This window comes from Victivallis lenta (genome assembly GCF_009695545.1).
Lineage (GTDB): Bacteria > Verrucomicrobiota > Lentisphaeria > Victivallales > Victivallaceae > Victivallis > Victivallis lenta.
In genome coordinates this window covers 157,866-172,934 of the sequence record NZ_VUNS01000002.1, presented here as the reverse complement: position 1 = coordinate 172,934, position 15,069 = coordinate 157,866, and the positions used below count along the sequence as shown (strand labels likewise).

10 protein-coding genes and 1 tRNA gene are annotated in these 15,069 nt (G+C 60.9%); 7 read left to right on the top strand and 4 right to left on the bottom strand.

Features of this window, described 5'->3' with window-relative positions; all coding sequences use genetic code 11:
* Positions 1–13 precede the first annotated feature (13 nt).
* Both FYJ85_RS02715 and FYJ85_RS02710 read right to left on the bottom strand, forming a co-directional pair.
* Complete coding sequence (locus tag FYJ85_RS02715) at positions 14–1,285, bottom strand: phosphatidylserine decarboxylase family protein (RefSeq protein WP_106054928.1); 1,272 nt, start codon at positions 1,283–1,285, stop codon at positions 14–16.
* Positions 1,286–1,896: 611 nt separating this feature from the next.
* Positions 1,897–1,970: transfer RNA gene (locus FYJ85_RS02710), tRNA-Gly, on the bottom strand.
* A 67-nt stretch (positions 1,971–2,037) separates the two neighbouring features.
* On the opposite strand from FYJ85_RS02710, the gene FYJ85_RS02705 reads away from it, so the two are divergent.
* Entirely contained in the window at positions 2,038–2,424 is a 387-nt protein-coding gene (locus FYJ85_RS02705) for a hypothetical protein (RefSeq protein ID WP_154416913.1), read from the top strand.
* Positions 2,421–3,719 carry a GNAT family N-acetyltransferase gene (locus FYJ85_RS02700; RefSeq protein WP_154416912.1) on the top strand — a complete coding sequence of 433 codons (1,299 nt, stop codon included), beginning with the start codon at positions 2,421–2,423 and terminating at the stop codon, positions 3,717–3,719. Before FYJ85_RS02705 ends, FYJ85_RS02700 begins: the two co-directional genes overlap by 4 nt.
* 143 nt (positions 3,720–3,862) lie before the next feature.
* On the opposite strand, the gene FYJ85_RS02695 is transcribed toward FYJ85_RS02700, so the two are convergent.
* Together FYJ85_RS02695 and FYJ85_RS02690 are read right to left on the bottom strand one after the other, a co-directional pair.
* Positions 3,863–5,203, bottom strand: a complete 1,341-nt coding sequence (locus FYJ85_RS02695; RefSeq protein ID WP_206212938.1) for an ammonium transporter — start codon at positions 5,201–5,203, stop codon at positions 3,863–3,865.
* Positions 5,204–5,250: 47 nt separating this feature from the next.
* The gene (locus FYJ85_RS02690) at positions 5,251–5,592 is read right to left on the bottom strand and encodes a P-II family nitrogen regulator (protein WP_106054931.1); all 342 of its coding nucleotides are present in this window, start codon (positions 5,590–5,592) and stop codon (positions 5,251–5,253) included.
* A gap of 261 nt (positions 5,593–5,853) precedes the next feature.
* Here FYJ85_RS02690 and FYJ85_RS02685 point away from each other — a divergent pair, with 261 nt between their 5' ends.
* The 5 genes from FYJ85_RS02685 (at position 5,854) to FYJ85_RS02665 (ending at position 15,030) form a co-directional block, all read left to right on the top strand.
* Entirely contained in the window at positions 5,854–6,666 is an 813-nt protein-coding gene (locus tag FYJ85_RS02685; protein ID WP_158704245.1) for a glycerophosphodiester phosphodiesterase, read from the top strand.
* On the top strand, positions 6,663–7,703 hold the full coding sequence (locus tag FYJ85_RS02680; RefSeq protein ID WP_154416911.1) for a glycosyltransferase: 1,041 nt from the start codon (positions 6,663–6,665) through the stop codon (positions 7,701–7,703). Before FYJ85_RS02685 ends, FYJ85_RS02680 begins: the two co-directional genes overlap by 4 nt.
* 3 nt (positions 7,704–7,706) lie before the next feature.
* Positions 7,707–8,618, top strand: a complete 912-nt coding sequence (locus tag FYJ85_RS02675) for a helix-turn-helix transcriptional regulator (protein ID WP_154416910.1) — start codon at positions 7,707–7,709, stop codon at positions 8,616–8,618.
* Between the two features lie 458 nt (positions 8,619–9,076).
* Positions 9,077–9,829 (top strand): type II secretion system protein, encoded by a 753-nt coding sequence (locus FYJ85_RS02670; protein WP_154416909.1) that lies wholly within the window; start codon positions 9,077–9,079, stop codon positions 9,827–9,829.
* 11 nt (positions 9,830–9,840) lie between these two features.
* Entirely contained in the window at positions 9,841–15,030 is a 5,190-nt protein-coding gene (locus tag FYJ85_RS02665) for a sugar-binding domain-containing protein (RefSeq protein ID WP_154416908.1), read from the top strand.
* Positions 15,031–15,069 lie beyond the last annotated feature (39 nt).

The following is a 15,069-nucleotide window of genomic DNA, read 5'->3' as shown; positions in this document are numbered from 1 at the left end:
CTTTTCGCATGTCTTACTTTTTGCGCGGGCCGACTGTGGCGATGCGCGCATTGATGTTGATGTTCTCGCTTTCGATTCCCGGGGTCTGCCCGCCCAGATCGAAGTCGATGTTGACGTGCGGTCCGAAGATCAGGCAGTGCGTGGAGCCGCCGAAGTGGAACATGCCGGTCTCCTGACCTTTCTTGACATGCTGCCCCTCGTAGACGGTGATGTCGCAGGTCGAAACCTCCGCCATGCCGATGGCGACGAAGCACATGAGCCCGATGTCGGGGTTGTCCGCTTCGATGAAGATCACCGCGCGCGTCGCGATTTCCGAGATGTAGCCCTGGGAATCGTTGGGCGCGACCGGGTCATAGCCGACGCTGCGGGCTTCAGAATAATAGGAGCCCGGGATCACGTAGGTCTTGACGATGCGTCCGGAGACCGGCGAATGCCAGCGGTGATAGGTCAGCGCGCTCAGGAACGCCTGGTAGATGGTGCCGCCGACGAACCGCTTCGTCCACGGGTCGTTGTTCAGCATGAACTGCAGGGCGTACGGCTGGGCCTTGATCCAGAATTTGTCCAGCAGCTGGACATTCCTGGCGATGGCGAAGGGTGCGGATTCGCAGGCGTTGACGACGACGGCGTCGTTGTCCGGCTCGGCGATGGGGCGCACACCCTCACGGAATTCACGCACGAAGAAGTGATCCCATGAGTTGAAGCCGTAATGCGGCTTCGACGGATCGCAGACGAACTCGTCGGCGAAATTCGGCAGCGCTTTTCTGGCGTCTTCCCCGAACCAGCCGTTTCGCGGATGGTCGCTCAGGACGTAGGCGCTCTCCGGCGAACGCAGGAACGTTCCCCACGCATCCAGAATCGCCTTGATGTGGACGTTGACCTTGTCGTTGATGAACCCGGCCCAGCCGCCGGTCGTCGCCATCGACCAGTCCAGGATCGCGTTGAACGGGAATCCGACGAAACCGGTTTCGTTGAAGCTCGGCGCATGAGTCAGGATCACGTTGAACAGCCTCAGCATATGCTGGTAGTCGCGCACCTGCGGCAGCCCGAGCAGGGTTTTCTTCTTGTCCGCCGGAACTTCGTCGAACATCTGGTTGAAAAACATGTAGGCCTTGGCGTCGGTTTCGATGAAATTCTTCAGATTTTCGACGACCGGCAGCAGCGGACCCGTGTCCTTCTCCGCCTTGTCCATGACTTTCTGCATCCAGTTGACCAGCGTTTCGCGGTCCCTGGGCATCCACTTGCCGGCTGTAAACGTCTTGTTGATCGGTTTGATCGTTGTGCTCATGATGATTTCTCCTCTTTTGGTTTTTTTATTGAACGGCGTCGATGACGCATCCCGCCGCCCAAACCTGAATGGGACCTGAAGTGTTCAGGCCCTGATCTTCTCCTCATACCAATGACTATAGCCCCGAAAAATGAAAATGCAAGAGTTTTTATGCCGAATTTTTGTAAATTCCGTTTTTTTCGCCTCAAACGGCCCGGGAGGGGTCTATCATCTTTATTTCAGATGACTTAACTATCTGCACGGATATCACGGCCGGCCCGGGGCGGCCGGAATGAGTCCCGTTAAACGCAATACTGCTCGTGAAACGCGGCCGGCGGGGGAATGCCGGCTTCCCGGAAGCTGTTGTCCGGTCCGGGCGGTTTCCTCAAAAATCGGGAAAAACGGCGGAGGGCTCTTGATTTTTATCCGCTGCCCGGCTAATGTATCACAAAGACAAGGACAGCAATGAAATACCGGAAAGCACCCATGTTTCCCCGCGAAGGAGCGGCTGCGGGGAGAGAATTCCCGACCATGCGCAGCTCCCGCTTTAATTGTGAACGCGCCGGCGCACACGCGAAAAACGAATCGGCATCTGCTGCGTTGCGGAAACGGATCACAGGGAAGGGGAAAAATGGAGCGGGTGACCGGAGTCGAACCGGCGTCGCCAGCTTGGGAAGCTGGAGCATGACCGTTTTGCTACACCCGCAATTCCGGAGGCATGTGAAAGAATATAACCGTTTTTTGCGGAAATGCAAATGGAAAAGGAGCATGATATGAAAAATTTTTCGAGGATTCTTATGGCGGGGGCGGCACTCGCCGTTCTGGCCGGGTGTGCGACCAAACGCCTGCCTTCCGAAGATCTTGAGGTGCCGATCCTCTATCCGGAGGAGATCGCCATCCTGAAGAATCCGAACATCCCCTCGAACAGCGAGGAGAAGTACAACGCGATCAAGAGGCTGATCAAAAAAGTCGATTTCACCTTCACCCGCGAAGCGAAAACCATCAATGACCTGCTCTATTTCGGCGACGGCGTTCCGGATTCGACCGACCGTCCCGACCGGACCATCACCTTCAACTACCAGTACGGCGACCACTATGTCCGGCTTGTGTTTGCGCTTTACCAGACCGTTGTCCTGCGGGCTGACGTCATCGAGAAATGATGAATTCCTGCGACCGGCGGTTTATGGCGCTTGCGCTTGAGCAGGCGGAGGAGGCGGCGCGGGCCGGAGAGGTTCCGGTCGGCGCCGTCGCCGTCGTAGGCGGCAAGGCGGTCGTCTCCGCCCGCAACCGGGTCGAGGAGCGCAGAAGCGCAACCGCCCACGCCGAGCTTGAGCTGCTGCACAAGCTTGAACTGCTGCGCGGCGACTGGCGCATGGAGGACGTGACGGTCTATGTCACGAAGGAGCCTTGCCCGATGTGCGCCGGCGCGCTGGTCAACGCCCGGGTGCGCCGCATCGTCTACGGAGCCGCGGACCCGCGCTTCGGCGGCTGCTCCGTGTTCGGGATTCCGGCCCACCCCGGTTCCCTCTGGAAACCCGAAGTCACGCCGGAAATCTGCGCCGCCGAAGCGCGGAATCTGCTCGCGGCCTTCTTCCGCGAAGCGCGTTCGGCCGGGCGGGAGCTGCCGATCCGGATGCGGAACGGCTTCGACCCGGAATATGCCGTGCAGCTGAATGTCCTGATGCGCGAGGTGTTCGACTTCGACTTCGATTTCTGGTTCCGGCGCGGCATGTGGAGCGACAAGTACGAGAGTTTCTCCCTGATCGACGCCGGGCGCATGGTCGCCCATGTCGGCGTCTCGCGCATGAAGCTGCGCGTGAAGGGGAAAGAGTTTTTTGCGATTCAGCTCGGCGGAGTGGCCACTTCTCCGGAAGCGCGCGGGCAGGGATATATGAGGCGGCTGCTCGGCGGCGTCCTGCGGCGCTATGCGGAGACGCCGGTTTTTCTGTTCGCGAACGATTCCGTGTCGGACTTCTACCCGAAGTTCGGATTTTCTGCGGCGCGTACGATGCGGCCGGTTGCGCGGTTGTCGATCGACAACCCGTTCGAACCGGAGAGATGCACGCCGGACGCGGCTGCCCCGCTGGCCGGAAAACGGCGTTTCCCGTCCGCCGTGTTCGATGTGCTCGACTGCCGGGAGCTGCGCTGCTTTCATCTCTTCGGCGGATATGCGGACCGGCTGCTGCGGCTCGGCCCCGGTCTCGCCGTCGCGGCGGAGCAGTGCGGGGACACGCTGCTGCTGCATGAGCTTCTCTGCGACCGTCCGGTCGACTGGGAGACGCTGGCGGCGCGCCTGCCGTTCCGGAATATCCGGCGGGTGGAATTCGGTTTCCCTCCGGACCGGCTCGGCGTCGAATTCGACTGGGAGACGCCGCCCGAACCGGAGCATCTCTTTCTGCGCGGCGGCTGGGATCTGCCGGAGAATTTCTGCATTCCCGCATTCGCCGTCACCTGATTCGCGATGGAGCGGGAGTCGGGCTGTCCGGTTCGGCCGGCACCTTGAATCGCAAAAAAACGGGAACCGGTTGTCCAGGCCGGTTCCCGTTGAAATTCCCGGACCCGTGAGGAGCAAATCCGGGAATTTCCGGGGAGGTGTTGTTACTGATTGCTGAAGAACTGGAATCCGGGATAGGCTTCCATGCCGTGTTCTCCGAGGTCGAGGCCGCGCAGTTCCTCCTCTTCGCTGACCCGCAGCCCCATGGTTTTTCTGATCGCGTAGAAGATCAGCAGGGCTGACGGAAAGGCGACCGCTCCGACCGCGAGCACGCCGGTCAGCTGGGCGAGGAAGCTGTAACCGGCGTCGGGGAAGGCGAAGATGCCGACCGCGAGTGTTCCCCAGATGCCGTTCACGAGGTGGACGGAGAGCGCGCCGACCGGGTCGTCGAGCTGCAGTTTGTCGAACATGAGGACGGAAGGCACGACGATGACGCCGCCGACGAGCCCGATGATGATTGCGCTGGTCGGGCTTACGCAGTCCGCGCCCGCCGTGATCGCCACGAGTCCGGCCAGGCATCCGTTCAGCGTCATGGAGAGATCCGGCTTGTGCAGCAGCACCGAGCTGCAGACCAGCGCGCCGATGACTCCGGCGGAGGCGCCGAACATTGTGGTCACGAGGACGAAAGAGATCTTGGTCGGTTCGGCCGAGAGGATGGAGCCGCCGTTGAACCCGAACCAGCCGAGCCACAGGCAGAATACGCCGATCGTCGCCAGCGGCATGCTGTGTCCCATGATCGGCATCGCCTTGCCGTTCACGTATTTGCCGATACGGGGCCCGAGCAGCAGCACGCCGGCGAGCGCGCCCCAGCCGCCGACGCTGTGGACGAAGGTGGAGCCGGCGAAGTCATGGAAGTTCAGATCGGCCAGCCAGCCGCCTCCCCAGCCCCAGGAGCCGATCACCGGGTAGACGAACATGACATAGAAGAACGTGAAGATGAGGAAGCTGCTGACCTTCACGCGCTCCGCCACCGCTCCGGAGACGATGGTCGCGGCGGTCGCGGCGAACATGCCCTGGAAGAAGAAATCGCTCCAGTAGGTGAAATGACCGTTGTAGGCCATCGCCTGTGCGATGGTCGCGTCGGGATCGGCGCCCATGCCGAAGCCGGCGAAGCCGAGCACCCTGCCGACCTGCCAGGCTTCGCCCGGATACATGAGCGAAAAGCCCATGATCGCGTAGGTGATGAAACCGATCGCCGGAACCAGCGTGTTCTTGAAGAGGATGTTCGTGCAGTTCTTCGCCCGGCAGAGGCCGGATTCGACCGTCGCGAAACCGAGGTGCATCAGAAAGACCAGCATGCCGCCGATCAGCACCCAGAGGTTGTCGATGTAGAACAGAGCCTCCGCGGCGGTTGCGGGTGCGGTCGCGGCAGCCTCCTCCGCCGGAAGCGTCGCCGCCGCTCCGAGGAGGGCGAGGATGGAAACTGTTTTCAATTTGTGCATCATGATGTTATCTCCGAAAGTAATGGAATCGTTTCTGGCTGGCATACCGGTCATCCGATGGCATCCGGGCCGTGTTCGCCGGTGCGGATGCGGATGCAGTCCTCCATCGGCAGAACGAAGATTTTCCCGTCGCCGATCCGGCCGGTCCGCGCCCCGGCGATGATGCCTTCGAGCGTGGTTTCGACGAAGTCGTCGTTGACGCCGATGGCCAGCCGGACCTTCTTGAGCAGATTGACTTCGGCCATCGCGCCGCGGTACGCCTCCACATACCCTTTCTGCTGCCCGCAGCCGAGCGCGTTGCTGACCGACATCTTGAAGACATTGCGCTTGTAGAGCTCCTGCTTCACTGCGTTCAGCCGTTCGGGCTTGATGTAGGCAATGATGAGTTTCATGAGTTCACCTCCCTGTTTCTGATTGGGTTCGACTGTGTTTCAGCAGAAAACGTGCCAGTTTTGTGGGGCGCATGGCATTATCTTCATCCGGAAATGGTTGCGCTGTTTTTACCGGCGGGGATGGTTTTACAATTTTGTATCATCCGGCCCCCCGGCTGAACAAAAATGTTTCGAACGGAATGTTTTGACCGGAAATGGATTTGCAAAAACTCCGGCCGGGCGGTATGTTACCGGACAACGCAAACCGGGAGGCTCCTTGTCATGAAAACACTGATTCTGTCGTTCGCCGCCATGCTGCTCTGTTTCGTCTGCTCCGCCGGAGTGCTCTATATTTCGCACCGCGGGGAGAGCGCCGATGCGCCGGAGAACACCATGGCCGCCTTTCGCCTGGCCTGGGAGCGCGGCACCGACGGCATCGAGTGCGACGTTCACCGGACGGCGGACGGGGAGGTGGTCGTGATTCACGACGGCGATACCGGCCGCGTCGCCGGGACGAAGCTGCCGGTCGCCCGCAGTTCGGCGGAGGAACTGCGGAAACTCGACGTCGGCAGCTTCAGGGGCAGACAGTTCGCCGGAGAGAAATTGCCGCTGTTTTCGGAGCTTCTCACCGCCATGCCGGGGAAGGGGCTTGTCTACATTGAGCTCAAAGACCGCGAGCCGGGCCTTGCCGAAGCGGTTGCCGCCCTTGTCCGCCGGCACGGGAAGGGACCGGAGCAGGTGCGCTTCATCAGTTTCCATGCCGATGCGGTCCGGGCGATGAAGGAACTGCTGCCGGAATATCGCGCGTATTTTCTCGCCGGCCTGTCGTGGGACGCGGAGAAAAAACGGCTGAAGCAGGATCTTGACGAGATGGTAAAGACGGCGAAGGAGGCGAAGGCGGACGGCGTCGACCTGTCGTTCGGCATGTTCTGGGATGAGGCGCTGGTGAAGAAATTCCGCGATGCCGGGCTTGAAGTCCACTGCTGGACGGTGGACGATCCCGTCCTGGCCGAACACGCCCGCAAGCTCGGCGTCGATTCGATCACTTCGAATCGCGCCCGCTTTCTGATGGACCGGGTCGGGAAGACGAAATGAGCGTTCCGCTGGGGGTTTATACACGTTATGACCGGCTTGGCGCTTCGAGCCGCCTGCGCTATTACGGTTATCGCGCCGCGTTCGAAGCGGCCGGTTTCGCGCCGGAATTTCACCCGTTTTTCAGCGATGCCTACCTGACCCGGCTCTATGCCGGGCGGGGGAAGTCCCGGCTGCTGGCGGCGGCGGCGCTGGTCCGGCGGTTTGCCGCGTCGACACGGCTGCCGGAGAAGCTGCTGATTGAATACGAGCTGCTGCCGGAACTTCCGTACGGCATAGAGGCGCGTTTTCTGCGCGGCCGGCGCTACGTGCTGAATTTCGATGACGATGTCTGGATCAAATACGAGGGCAGGGGGCGGCTGGCGGACAAGTACGACCGGCTGGTCGCCGGGGCGTGCGGCGTGGTCTGCGCGAACGACCTGCTGCTGGAAAAGGTGCTGAAACTTAATCCGGATGCGGTCAAGATCCCGACTGCGGTGGATCTCGATGCGTTTCCGCTTCAGGCGGAGAAGTTCCCGCGCTTCACGGTCGCCTGGATCGGAACGCCGGTCACTTACTCCTATCTGGAGCGGCATGCCGAGGCATTGCGGGCGATGTCCCGCGCGGCGGAGTTCGAGCTGCTCGTCATAGCGAAGAAGAGCCTCGGGCCGCGTGCGGTTCCGGGCGTCCGGATGCGGTTCGAGGAGTGGTCGCCGGAAAATGAAGCGGCGCTGTTGTCGCGCTGCCACGCCGGGATCATGCCGCTGCCGGCGGACGACGCGTTTGCGGCCGGAAAATCGGCCTTCAAGCTGATTCAGTATCTCGCGGCCGGACTGCCGGCCATTGCGAGTCCGGTCGGGGAGAACCGCCGGGTGCTGCGTGCCGGGGAGACCGGATTTTTCGCCTCGGCGCCGGGTGAGTGGGCCGAAGCGCTCCGGCTTCTCGCGGATGATGCCGTCCGCATCCGCCTGTCCGCGAACGCCCGTTCCCTCGCACGCGATTATTCGATTCAGAAATACGGTCCCATATACGCGGAGTTCCTCCGGGAAGCGTTGGAGTAGGCAATGGCGATCGAGAACACACCGCAGCGCAAAGAACTTTTCGATATCAGCGCCGATGTGATCTGCCATTCACGTTCACATTGCGCCTCCTGGCTTCCACCCGAGGCGGAGACGCTGCCCCTCTGGCCGGAATTCGTCGGCCGAGTCACCTACCGGCCCGGCGGTTATGTCGCGCACGATTCTTACTATTTATATGCGTTCGAATTGCCGCTGGAGGGAAGCTTGCGGATCGTCGAACGCGATACCGAAACCCGGATCGATCCCGGCATGGTCGGCATCATCCACCGCGGCGAGGATTCCCGGCTGTTCACATCGGATGCGGACGGCTGCCGGAAGCTCGCGTTCGGAATGCGCGGCGTAGCGCTCGGCGGCATTGTCGCGGCGGCCGGACTGGCCGGCCGGATTGCGGTTCGGTTACGCAATCCGGAGCGGCTGATCCGCCTGGTGCTGCGGCTTGAATCATTGCTCGGCATGAGACGGGTTGCCGACATTCCGGCGATTGCCGGGCTCGGCATGGAGCTGCTGACCGAGCTGGCGCTCTCTGTGACGCTGCCGCGCGATGAACGGCTTGAGCAGGCGGTGAATCTGTTCGCGATCAATGTTCCGAACCGGATTTCAGTCAGCCGGATCGCGGCATCGTGTCACGTCAGCCCCGCGACGCTCGGGCGGCTTTTCCGGCAGGAGTTCGGCCGGTCGCCGCAGGCCTATTTCCGTGACCTCAGGATGCAGACCGCGCGCGGGCTGCTGGCCGATCCGGCAATGCCGGTCAAGCACGTTGCCGCGCAGGTCGGTTTTTCGGATGTCTTTTCCTTTTCGCGCGAATTCCGCAAGGCCGAGGGCATTTCGCCGCGTGAATTCCGCCGCCGGTTGTCCGAAGCGAGGCCGGAACGGAATCCGGATGATCGACTCGGATAAATTTTTGATCGATTACGCCATGAATTCCGAAAACAGACCCTTCCGGTATCCCGTGTTCTTTTGTATAATATAATCATCCACCGCTTATCGGAAAGTAATCGAAAGGGAAACACGGGATGAAGAGACAACTTACCTTGATTGAACTGCTGGTGAATATGTCACAATATAACTGTAATTACGCATAATACCGGGTATGTGAAACGAAACAGTATTGCCGCCCGGCGAAAAAAGCGCGGTATGCGCCGCGCAGCGGATGTGAACGGTATAGCCGCAGGCGGACAAGGGCGCAACCCACGGGAAATGAAAGCCCGGCACAGAGTAAGAAATGGGGGTGCGGGGGAAATGTATTTCCCCCGCGAATCCCACGACAATGCAGACGGACGAGACCAGGAAGAGCAGATGGAACATTTCTGCCGCCAGAGGCCAAACAAATTCATTTAACCAAAAGGAGTTACATCATGACAGACCGCACACGGAAACTTCACATACCCGGTATTATGCGCAAACCGTTCACTCTGATCGAACTTCTGGTGGTTATTGCGATCATCGCGATTCTGGCCTCGATGCTGCTGCCGGCGCTGAATCAGGCGCGGGATCGCGGCAAATCCACGTCATGCGCGGGCAATCTGAAGTCGCTCGGCATGACGGTCGGCATGTACGCGCAGGAGAGCGACGATTTCCTTCCGGCCTGCAGTCCGACCGATACGAATACCTGGGTCCACCAGCTCAGGCGCAATTCGCCTTCGCTGACCAACAAACAGTTTCTCTGTCCGGCCAATAACGGCTTGCGTCCGGCCTGGATCGACAGCCCGGTGAACTTCTGGAATACGCCGGTAAATGCGCAGTCGACCGAATACGGCTTCAACCTCGGCATTGCGGCGCCTTACACTCCTGGGAGTTACGTCAAAATCACGAAGGTGAGGAATCCGTCTTTCAAGGTGTTTCTGATGGATGCGGTGACGAACCGTTATCTGAATGACGGCAGCACCTCTGGAAAATGGCGGGTTTCACCGACCAACCATATCGGTAACTGGCAGACCGATACGGGGTGGGGACGCCCGGCGGTCCGCCATGCCCGGACGGTCAATGTGCTGTATGCCGATTTCCATGTTGCGGGGGCGAATGTGCCGAATACGGTCGTGGCGTTCGAGGTCGCGCCGTTCCGCTGGCTCGGTGAGAACGAGAGATGTCAGATGTACGGGCTGAAGTGAGGTGGAGTGCGATGAGAAGAACGATTTGGGTTGTGCTGCTGACCATGTTTGCCGGCATCGCCTGGGCGGCGGAGATTTCGATCGCCGGATTCCTGCCGGACCCCGGATTTGAACGGAAACATGAACCGAACGCGCAGTTGAATGCGGAGGGCGTGAAGGAGATCCACGGTTGGAGCGCCCGGCCGGAAAAGGGTAATCCTTGGACCTCGGTCAGTTACGTCGATCGTGGCGGCCGGACGCTCGGAGAGCGCTCTCCTGCGATCGAACCCGCCGAGGGAAACAGTTATCTGCGGATGTTCACCTTCAAATCGTGCAGCTGGCTCGTTCTGGCGTCGCCGGAGTTCCCGGTGAAGAAGGGGAACTCCTACGGTGTTGCGTTTCAGGTCTCCGCCGACCGCAGCGCACCGATGGCGAAGATGCGGCTTTCGCTCGAAGTCAACTGGAAACAGTATTGCACTGAGACCTATGACCTGATCCGGCTTGAACCGGGATGGAATACGGTCGTCTACCGCGCCGCCTATCAGGGACCGGACGGCATGGCGAGGCTCGTGATCCGCTGCGAACGTGAGGAGAACGCGACCGGCGGCGCATTGAATTTCGACGGCTTCCGCGCCCCGGCTCCGGGGGAGGCGAACGGCATGGGGACGGCGGCAGGCTCGGAGGTGGACGGTTTCGCGGTTGCGCTGCCGTTCGGCGGAGGTTCGCAACCGGTGCGGAACGTTTCGCTCGGGAAGGGGCCGAAACAGTTCCGGCTCGGCGCTCCGGCCGGGCGTTACCGGCTGCTGGTCAACGTCAAATCCTCGGACCGTTCCGGCAACGAGGGCGATTCGATGTTCGGCGGTTATAACTATTGGATGCCGGAAAATGTCTACCGTTTCCGGCTTGACGGCAGGGAACTTGCCCCCGAAATCAGCGGCCGCATGGTGAAAGCGGCGGGCCGCGATGAAGACGGCAACGGCATTTATACCGGGTGGCTCTGGTTCCGTGATCCGGTCGAGGTTCAACCGGATTCCGAGCTTTCCGTCGAATGTTCGCGGGCGGGCGGATTCGTCACGCAGATCGTGTTGCTGAACGAAACCGAATGGAAGGCCGAACAACTTCGCATGTCGAACCTTTTCTGTTCTCCGCCCGGAAAGGGATTCGGTGATGCATGGGCTGCCGCGGTTAAGCGTCCGGAGCGCTTCTTCCCGGTTGATTCGCTGCGGTATTTTGTAAAAGGGCTGGAGACGTTCGGAAAGCGCGGAGTGTTTCCCTCCTCTCTCTCCGGCTTTCTGTCGGAAGGGACGGCGCTGGCCGACCGGGTGACCGCTTATGTCGGGCAGAGACACGGCTCGGCGGAGGAGGGGGCGGCATTGGCCGATGCGTGGAACGCTTACCGCGACCGGCTCCGGCGGGAATTCGCCGCGCAGTTTTCAGACAGGGCGGGAAACTGCATCGCCGAAGCCGCCGGAATGGAAAAGGGGGCCAATCCGAATTGTCATGCCGGGCGCGAAGCCGCTTTTTGGGCCGGGATCGCCCGACGCTATTTTGAGGCGGCCTCGAAGGAGCTGAAAACGCCCGCGACTGATTCGGGCGTCTATGACTTTGCATTTTTTACACGGATTCTGACCGATCTCGACAATGGATCGCGTTATCTGGAGAAAGCGCGGAAGTTTATGAAGCAGCCGCAGGAAACGGTCGAATTCCCGGAATTCTTTGTCGAACGCGATGCTTCGCTGCCGGAACACCGGCTCGGCGGGACCGAGCGGCTATTGCTTTCCGGCGTCTGGCAGTTCGCGCCGGGCAGGCCGGATGTGCTGCCGGATAAGTGGGTCGACGTTCCGATTCCGAATGATTCGCCGTTCGCTTTCTACAATATGGCGAATATCTCCGACGAGGAATTCGGCCGTGCGGCAGGCGCTTACTGGCGTGCGGCCTCTATTCGCGAGGCGTGGTTCAGGACCTCGTTCACAGTTCCGGCCGGCTGGAACGGCGAACGGCTGTTCCTGAAATTCGACGAAGTCATGATGTGTGCCGATGTGTTCGTGAACGGCCGTTTCGCGGGTCGTCACTGCGGTGGGCTCATTCCGTTCGAGCTCGATGTGACGGCGTTTGCGGTTCCGGGGAAGGAGAACCACCTGCACGTTTTCGTCGCTTCGTCGGAGAAGGTGGCGATGGGGGAGCCGAGTGACGTGCCGCGTTATCACAAGCTCAAGGCGCACTATCTGTATCCCGTGACCGAAGCGCACGCTTATCCGCTGCGGATCTCGGGTGATGTGGAGCTGCTCGCCAGGCCGCCGGTTCGCGCGGAGGATGTCTATATCCGCACCTTGCTGGCCGGGAGGAAGATCATCGTGCGGACCACGCTGGTCAACGACGGGAATGCCCCGGCCGAGGCGGTGCTGAATGCCGAGGTGCGCGATGGGGAGACGCAGCTTCTCGTGCTTCCGGAACAGCGCGTAACGCTCGCGCCCGGCGGGGAGAAAACGGTTGAAGCTGAAGCGGCCTTTGAAAAACCGAAGCTCTGGGGGGTCGGCGGCGAATACGGCGATCCGCACAACCGTTACACGCTCGTTTCCTCCGTAACGACGGCCGAACGGAGCGCTGTTGCGCACACATTGTTTGCATTCCGAGAGGCTGAAATCCGGGGGAGGAAGCTGTTCCTGAACGGAAAGGAGTTTGCGGTTCAGGGCAGTTCGTCCACCGTTACCGAACGGGTCACGGCTCGCAACAACAAACACGCGGAGTTGTTCCTGAACCGGGCGCGGAAGGAGGCGCATATCAATTTTCTGCGTTATCACCGCTTCAACCTGCACGACTGGCTGGTAGCCGCCTGCGATGATGCCGGAATCCTCTCCGAAGGAGAGGGGCCGTGGTGGAATCTTTTCGCGCCGGTCGACATCAATGGCGAAGCCAATTACGACGATCCGGTCTGGCTTGAAAATTGCCGCGAGTACTATGTGAAAACCATGCGGAAATTCCGCAACGCTCCGTCGATGCTGTTCTTCTCGCTCGAAAACGAGACGCTGGATGCGGCGAATCACCGGGCAATCGCCCGCTTTCGCAAGTGGGCGCAGGCCGAAGCGCCGCATATGATCCTCATGAACCACTCGCACGCTTCGGCGATGCTGCCGGAAGCTCCGGTCGCGGTACTGCATGATTACGACCTCGGCAATGCGCGATTGGCGGAGTATGCCCGGAATGCGAAGAAGCCGGTCGTCATCGGGGAGTTCTGGAATCCGGAAGTGTCGAAGGCGATTCAGGACGCGCGGCAGGCACGCGGCGCCGAGCGCCTGATGAAGATGTGGCTCGAACGCACGGTCAGGGCCTATCAGAAGGCCGGGGCGGATGGCGTCATGCCGTATACCTTTACCGGACTCGGCGGGATTTCGACCAAACGCGACGGGAATTCATGCGGTCCGTGGAGCGATCTCTACATGGCCGAGCCGCGGCAGGTGTTCTCCGTGCCGGTCGAGTGGCCCGCGTTTTCGGGCGGCGGCGGAATCCGGGCGGAGAAGGTCTGGCTCGATTACATGACCATGCGCCACCCGGTCAATTTCTTTGATCCGTTGCGCCCGGCCTATACGCTTTCGGGCGTGGCGGACGCTTACCGGAATGTATTCAGGCAGGTTCCGGGCACGGAGGTCCGCCGCTCTCCCGAACTTCTGGTCGAAGTGCGTTCGGGCAGCGGGCCGCTCTCCGGCGTTAACGTCTGGGTCGAAGGACCGGAATTCGGCCGCCGCGCAGTGAAAGCCGATACGGAGGGCCGGGCGTGGTTCTTCTTCGGCCGCCCCGGAACCTGTACGGTTTCGGTCGAGGCGGCGGGAAAAGTGCTGCGGCGCAAGATCGAACTCGGCTGTACGCCGCTCGGCGGACCCGGTTGGGCGTATCTGCCGCGGCTGCGGTTTGATGTCGAACAGGGCGAAGCGGAATTTCTGCCGGGAAAGAACACCACCGGCGTGGTTGCCGCCGCGAAAATGCGGAAGACGCAGAAGATTGCGCTGCGTCCGGACAAATCTGCTTACGACGGACTTCCGGCGGTCGGCCCGGAGGGATTCATCCGGCGCTGGCTTGTGCTCGGACCGTTTCCGAATTACGCCAGCCGGACGAATCTGAAGGATGACGGCCTCGACCGTGACTTTCTCGGAGGAGAAGCGCAGCTCGTGCCGTCGCTCGAACTGCCGCCGGTGAAAGCGGAGTTCAAGCGCAATCCCGAAGCATTCTGGGCGCCCGGATTGCTGTCGCTCCGCTGGGACTGGCTGATTTCGCCGAAGGACACGGTTGACCTGACCGGAGCTTTCCTGATCGATCACCCTGGCCTCGAAGGCATCATTCAGTTCATTTTCGGTTATGCCGCCTGCTATGTGAAGAGTGAAACGGAGCGCGACGCCGTATTGACCATCGGCAGCGATGACGGCTACAAGATCTGGCTGAACGGCGATATGATCGGCAAACTGCGCACCTACCGCGGCTGTAAGCCGGACGAAAACCGTATTCCGGTTCGGCTGAAAGCAGGCTGGAACCGTCTGCTGGTCAAGATTGAACAGGAGACGGGCGGCTACGAATTCGCGCTGCGTTTCCTTGATCCGGCCGGAAAACCGCTTGTGCTCGAAACGAGCCTGACGCCCCCGGTTCCGGTTGCGGCGGTGACGCGCGGCGGATTCGTCCGCGACTGGATGCTGCTCGGGCCGTTCCCGAATGCCGGGGAACGGCCGAAGTGCGTCGGTCTCGAAACCGCTTTCCTCAAAGACGAGGAGGGAGCGGTTCCGGATGCCGGGGCATACAAGGCTGAATTTCCGGCTTACGAAAAGGCGTACTACGAGCCCGGAATTGTCGTGAACCGCTGGAAAGCGCATCGTGCCGCGGCGGACGGCATGGTCGATCTCGGCAGCGCTTTCGTACGGGCGGATGTGCCGGGGCTCGATGTTTCGCCGCTTCAATACGTAACCGGTTATGCCGCCGCCGTCGTTGAAGCGCCGGAAGCGGGGGAGTATGAGCTGGCGGTTTCGACCTTCAATGGCATCCGGATCTGCGTGAACGGAAAGCCGGTGATCGACGACCACATCCACACCTTCAACCGCGATCCGAACTCGCCGGTGCTGTCGCCTTCGTTCCGCAAGGAACTCAGGTGCAGGGTCCGGCTGGAGAAGGGGAAAAACCGGCTCCTTGTGAAAGCGGACGTCGACTACGGCCCATTCGATTTTTCGCTGATGTTCAGGTGACGTTTTTTCTGGTTTCCGTGGATGTTGTGTCCGTAACAG

Excerpts from the sequence above, each read along its gene's own strand:
- FYJ85_RS02715 (WP_106054928.1), bottom strand. The coding sequence starts at position 1,285 with ATGAGCACAACGATCAAACCGATCAACAAGACGTTTACAGCCGGCAAG.
- FYJ85_RS02705 (WP_154416913.1), top strand. The coding sequence starts at position 2,038 with ATGAAAAATTTTTCGAGGATTCTTATGGCGGGGGCGGCACTCGCCGTT.
- FYJ85_RS02700 (WP_154416912.1), top strand. The coding sequence starts at position 2,421 with ATGATGAATTCCTGCGACCGGCGGTTTATGGCGCTTGCGCTTGAGCAG.
- FYJ85_RS02695 (WP_206212938.1), bottom strand. The coding sequence starts at position 5,203 with ATGATGCACAAATTGAAAACAGTTTCCATCCTCGCCCTCCTCGGAGCG.
- FYJ85_RS02690 (WP_106054931.1), bottom strand. The coding sequence starts at position 5,592 with ATGAAACTCATCATTGCCTACATCAAGCCCGAACGGCTGAACGCAGTG.
- FYJ85_RS02685 (WP_158704245.1), top strand. The coding sequence starts at position 5,854 with ATGAAAACACTGATTCTGTCGTTCGCCGCCATGCTGCTCTGTTTCGTC.
- FYJ85_RS02680 (WP_154416911.1), top strand. The coding sequence starts at position 6,663 with ATGAGCGTTCCGCTGGGGGTTTATACACGTTATGACCGGCTTGGCGCT.
- FYJ85_RS02675 (WP_154416910.1), top strand. The coding sequence starts at position 7,707 with ATGGCGATCGAGAACACACCGCAGCGCAAAGAACTTTTCGATATCAGC.
- FYJ85_RS02670 (WP_154416909.1), top strand. The coding sequence starts at position 9,077 with ATGACAGACCGCACACGGAAACTTCACATACCCGGTATTATGCGCAAA.
- FYJ85_RS02665 (WP_154416908.1), top strand. The coding sequence starts at position 9,841 with ATGAGAAGAACGATTTGGGTTGTGCTGCTGACCATGTTTGCCGGCATC.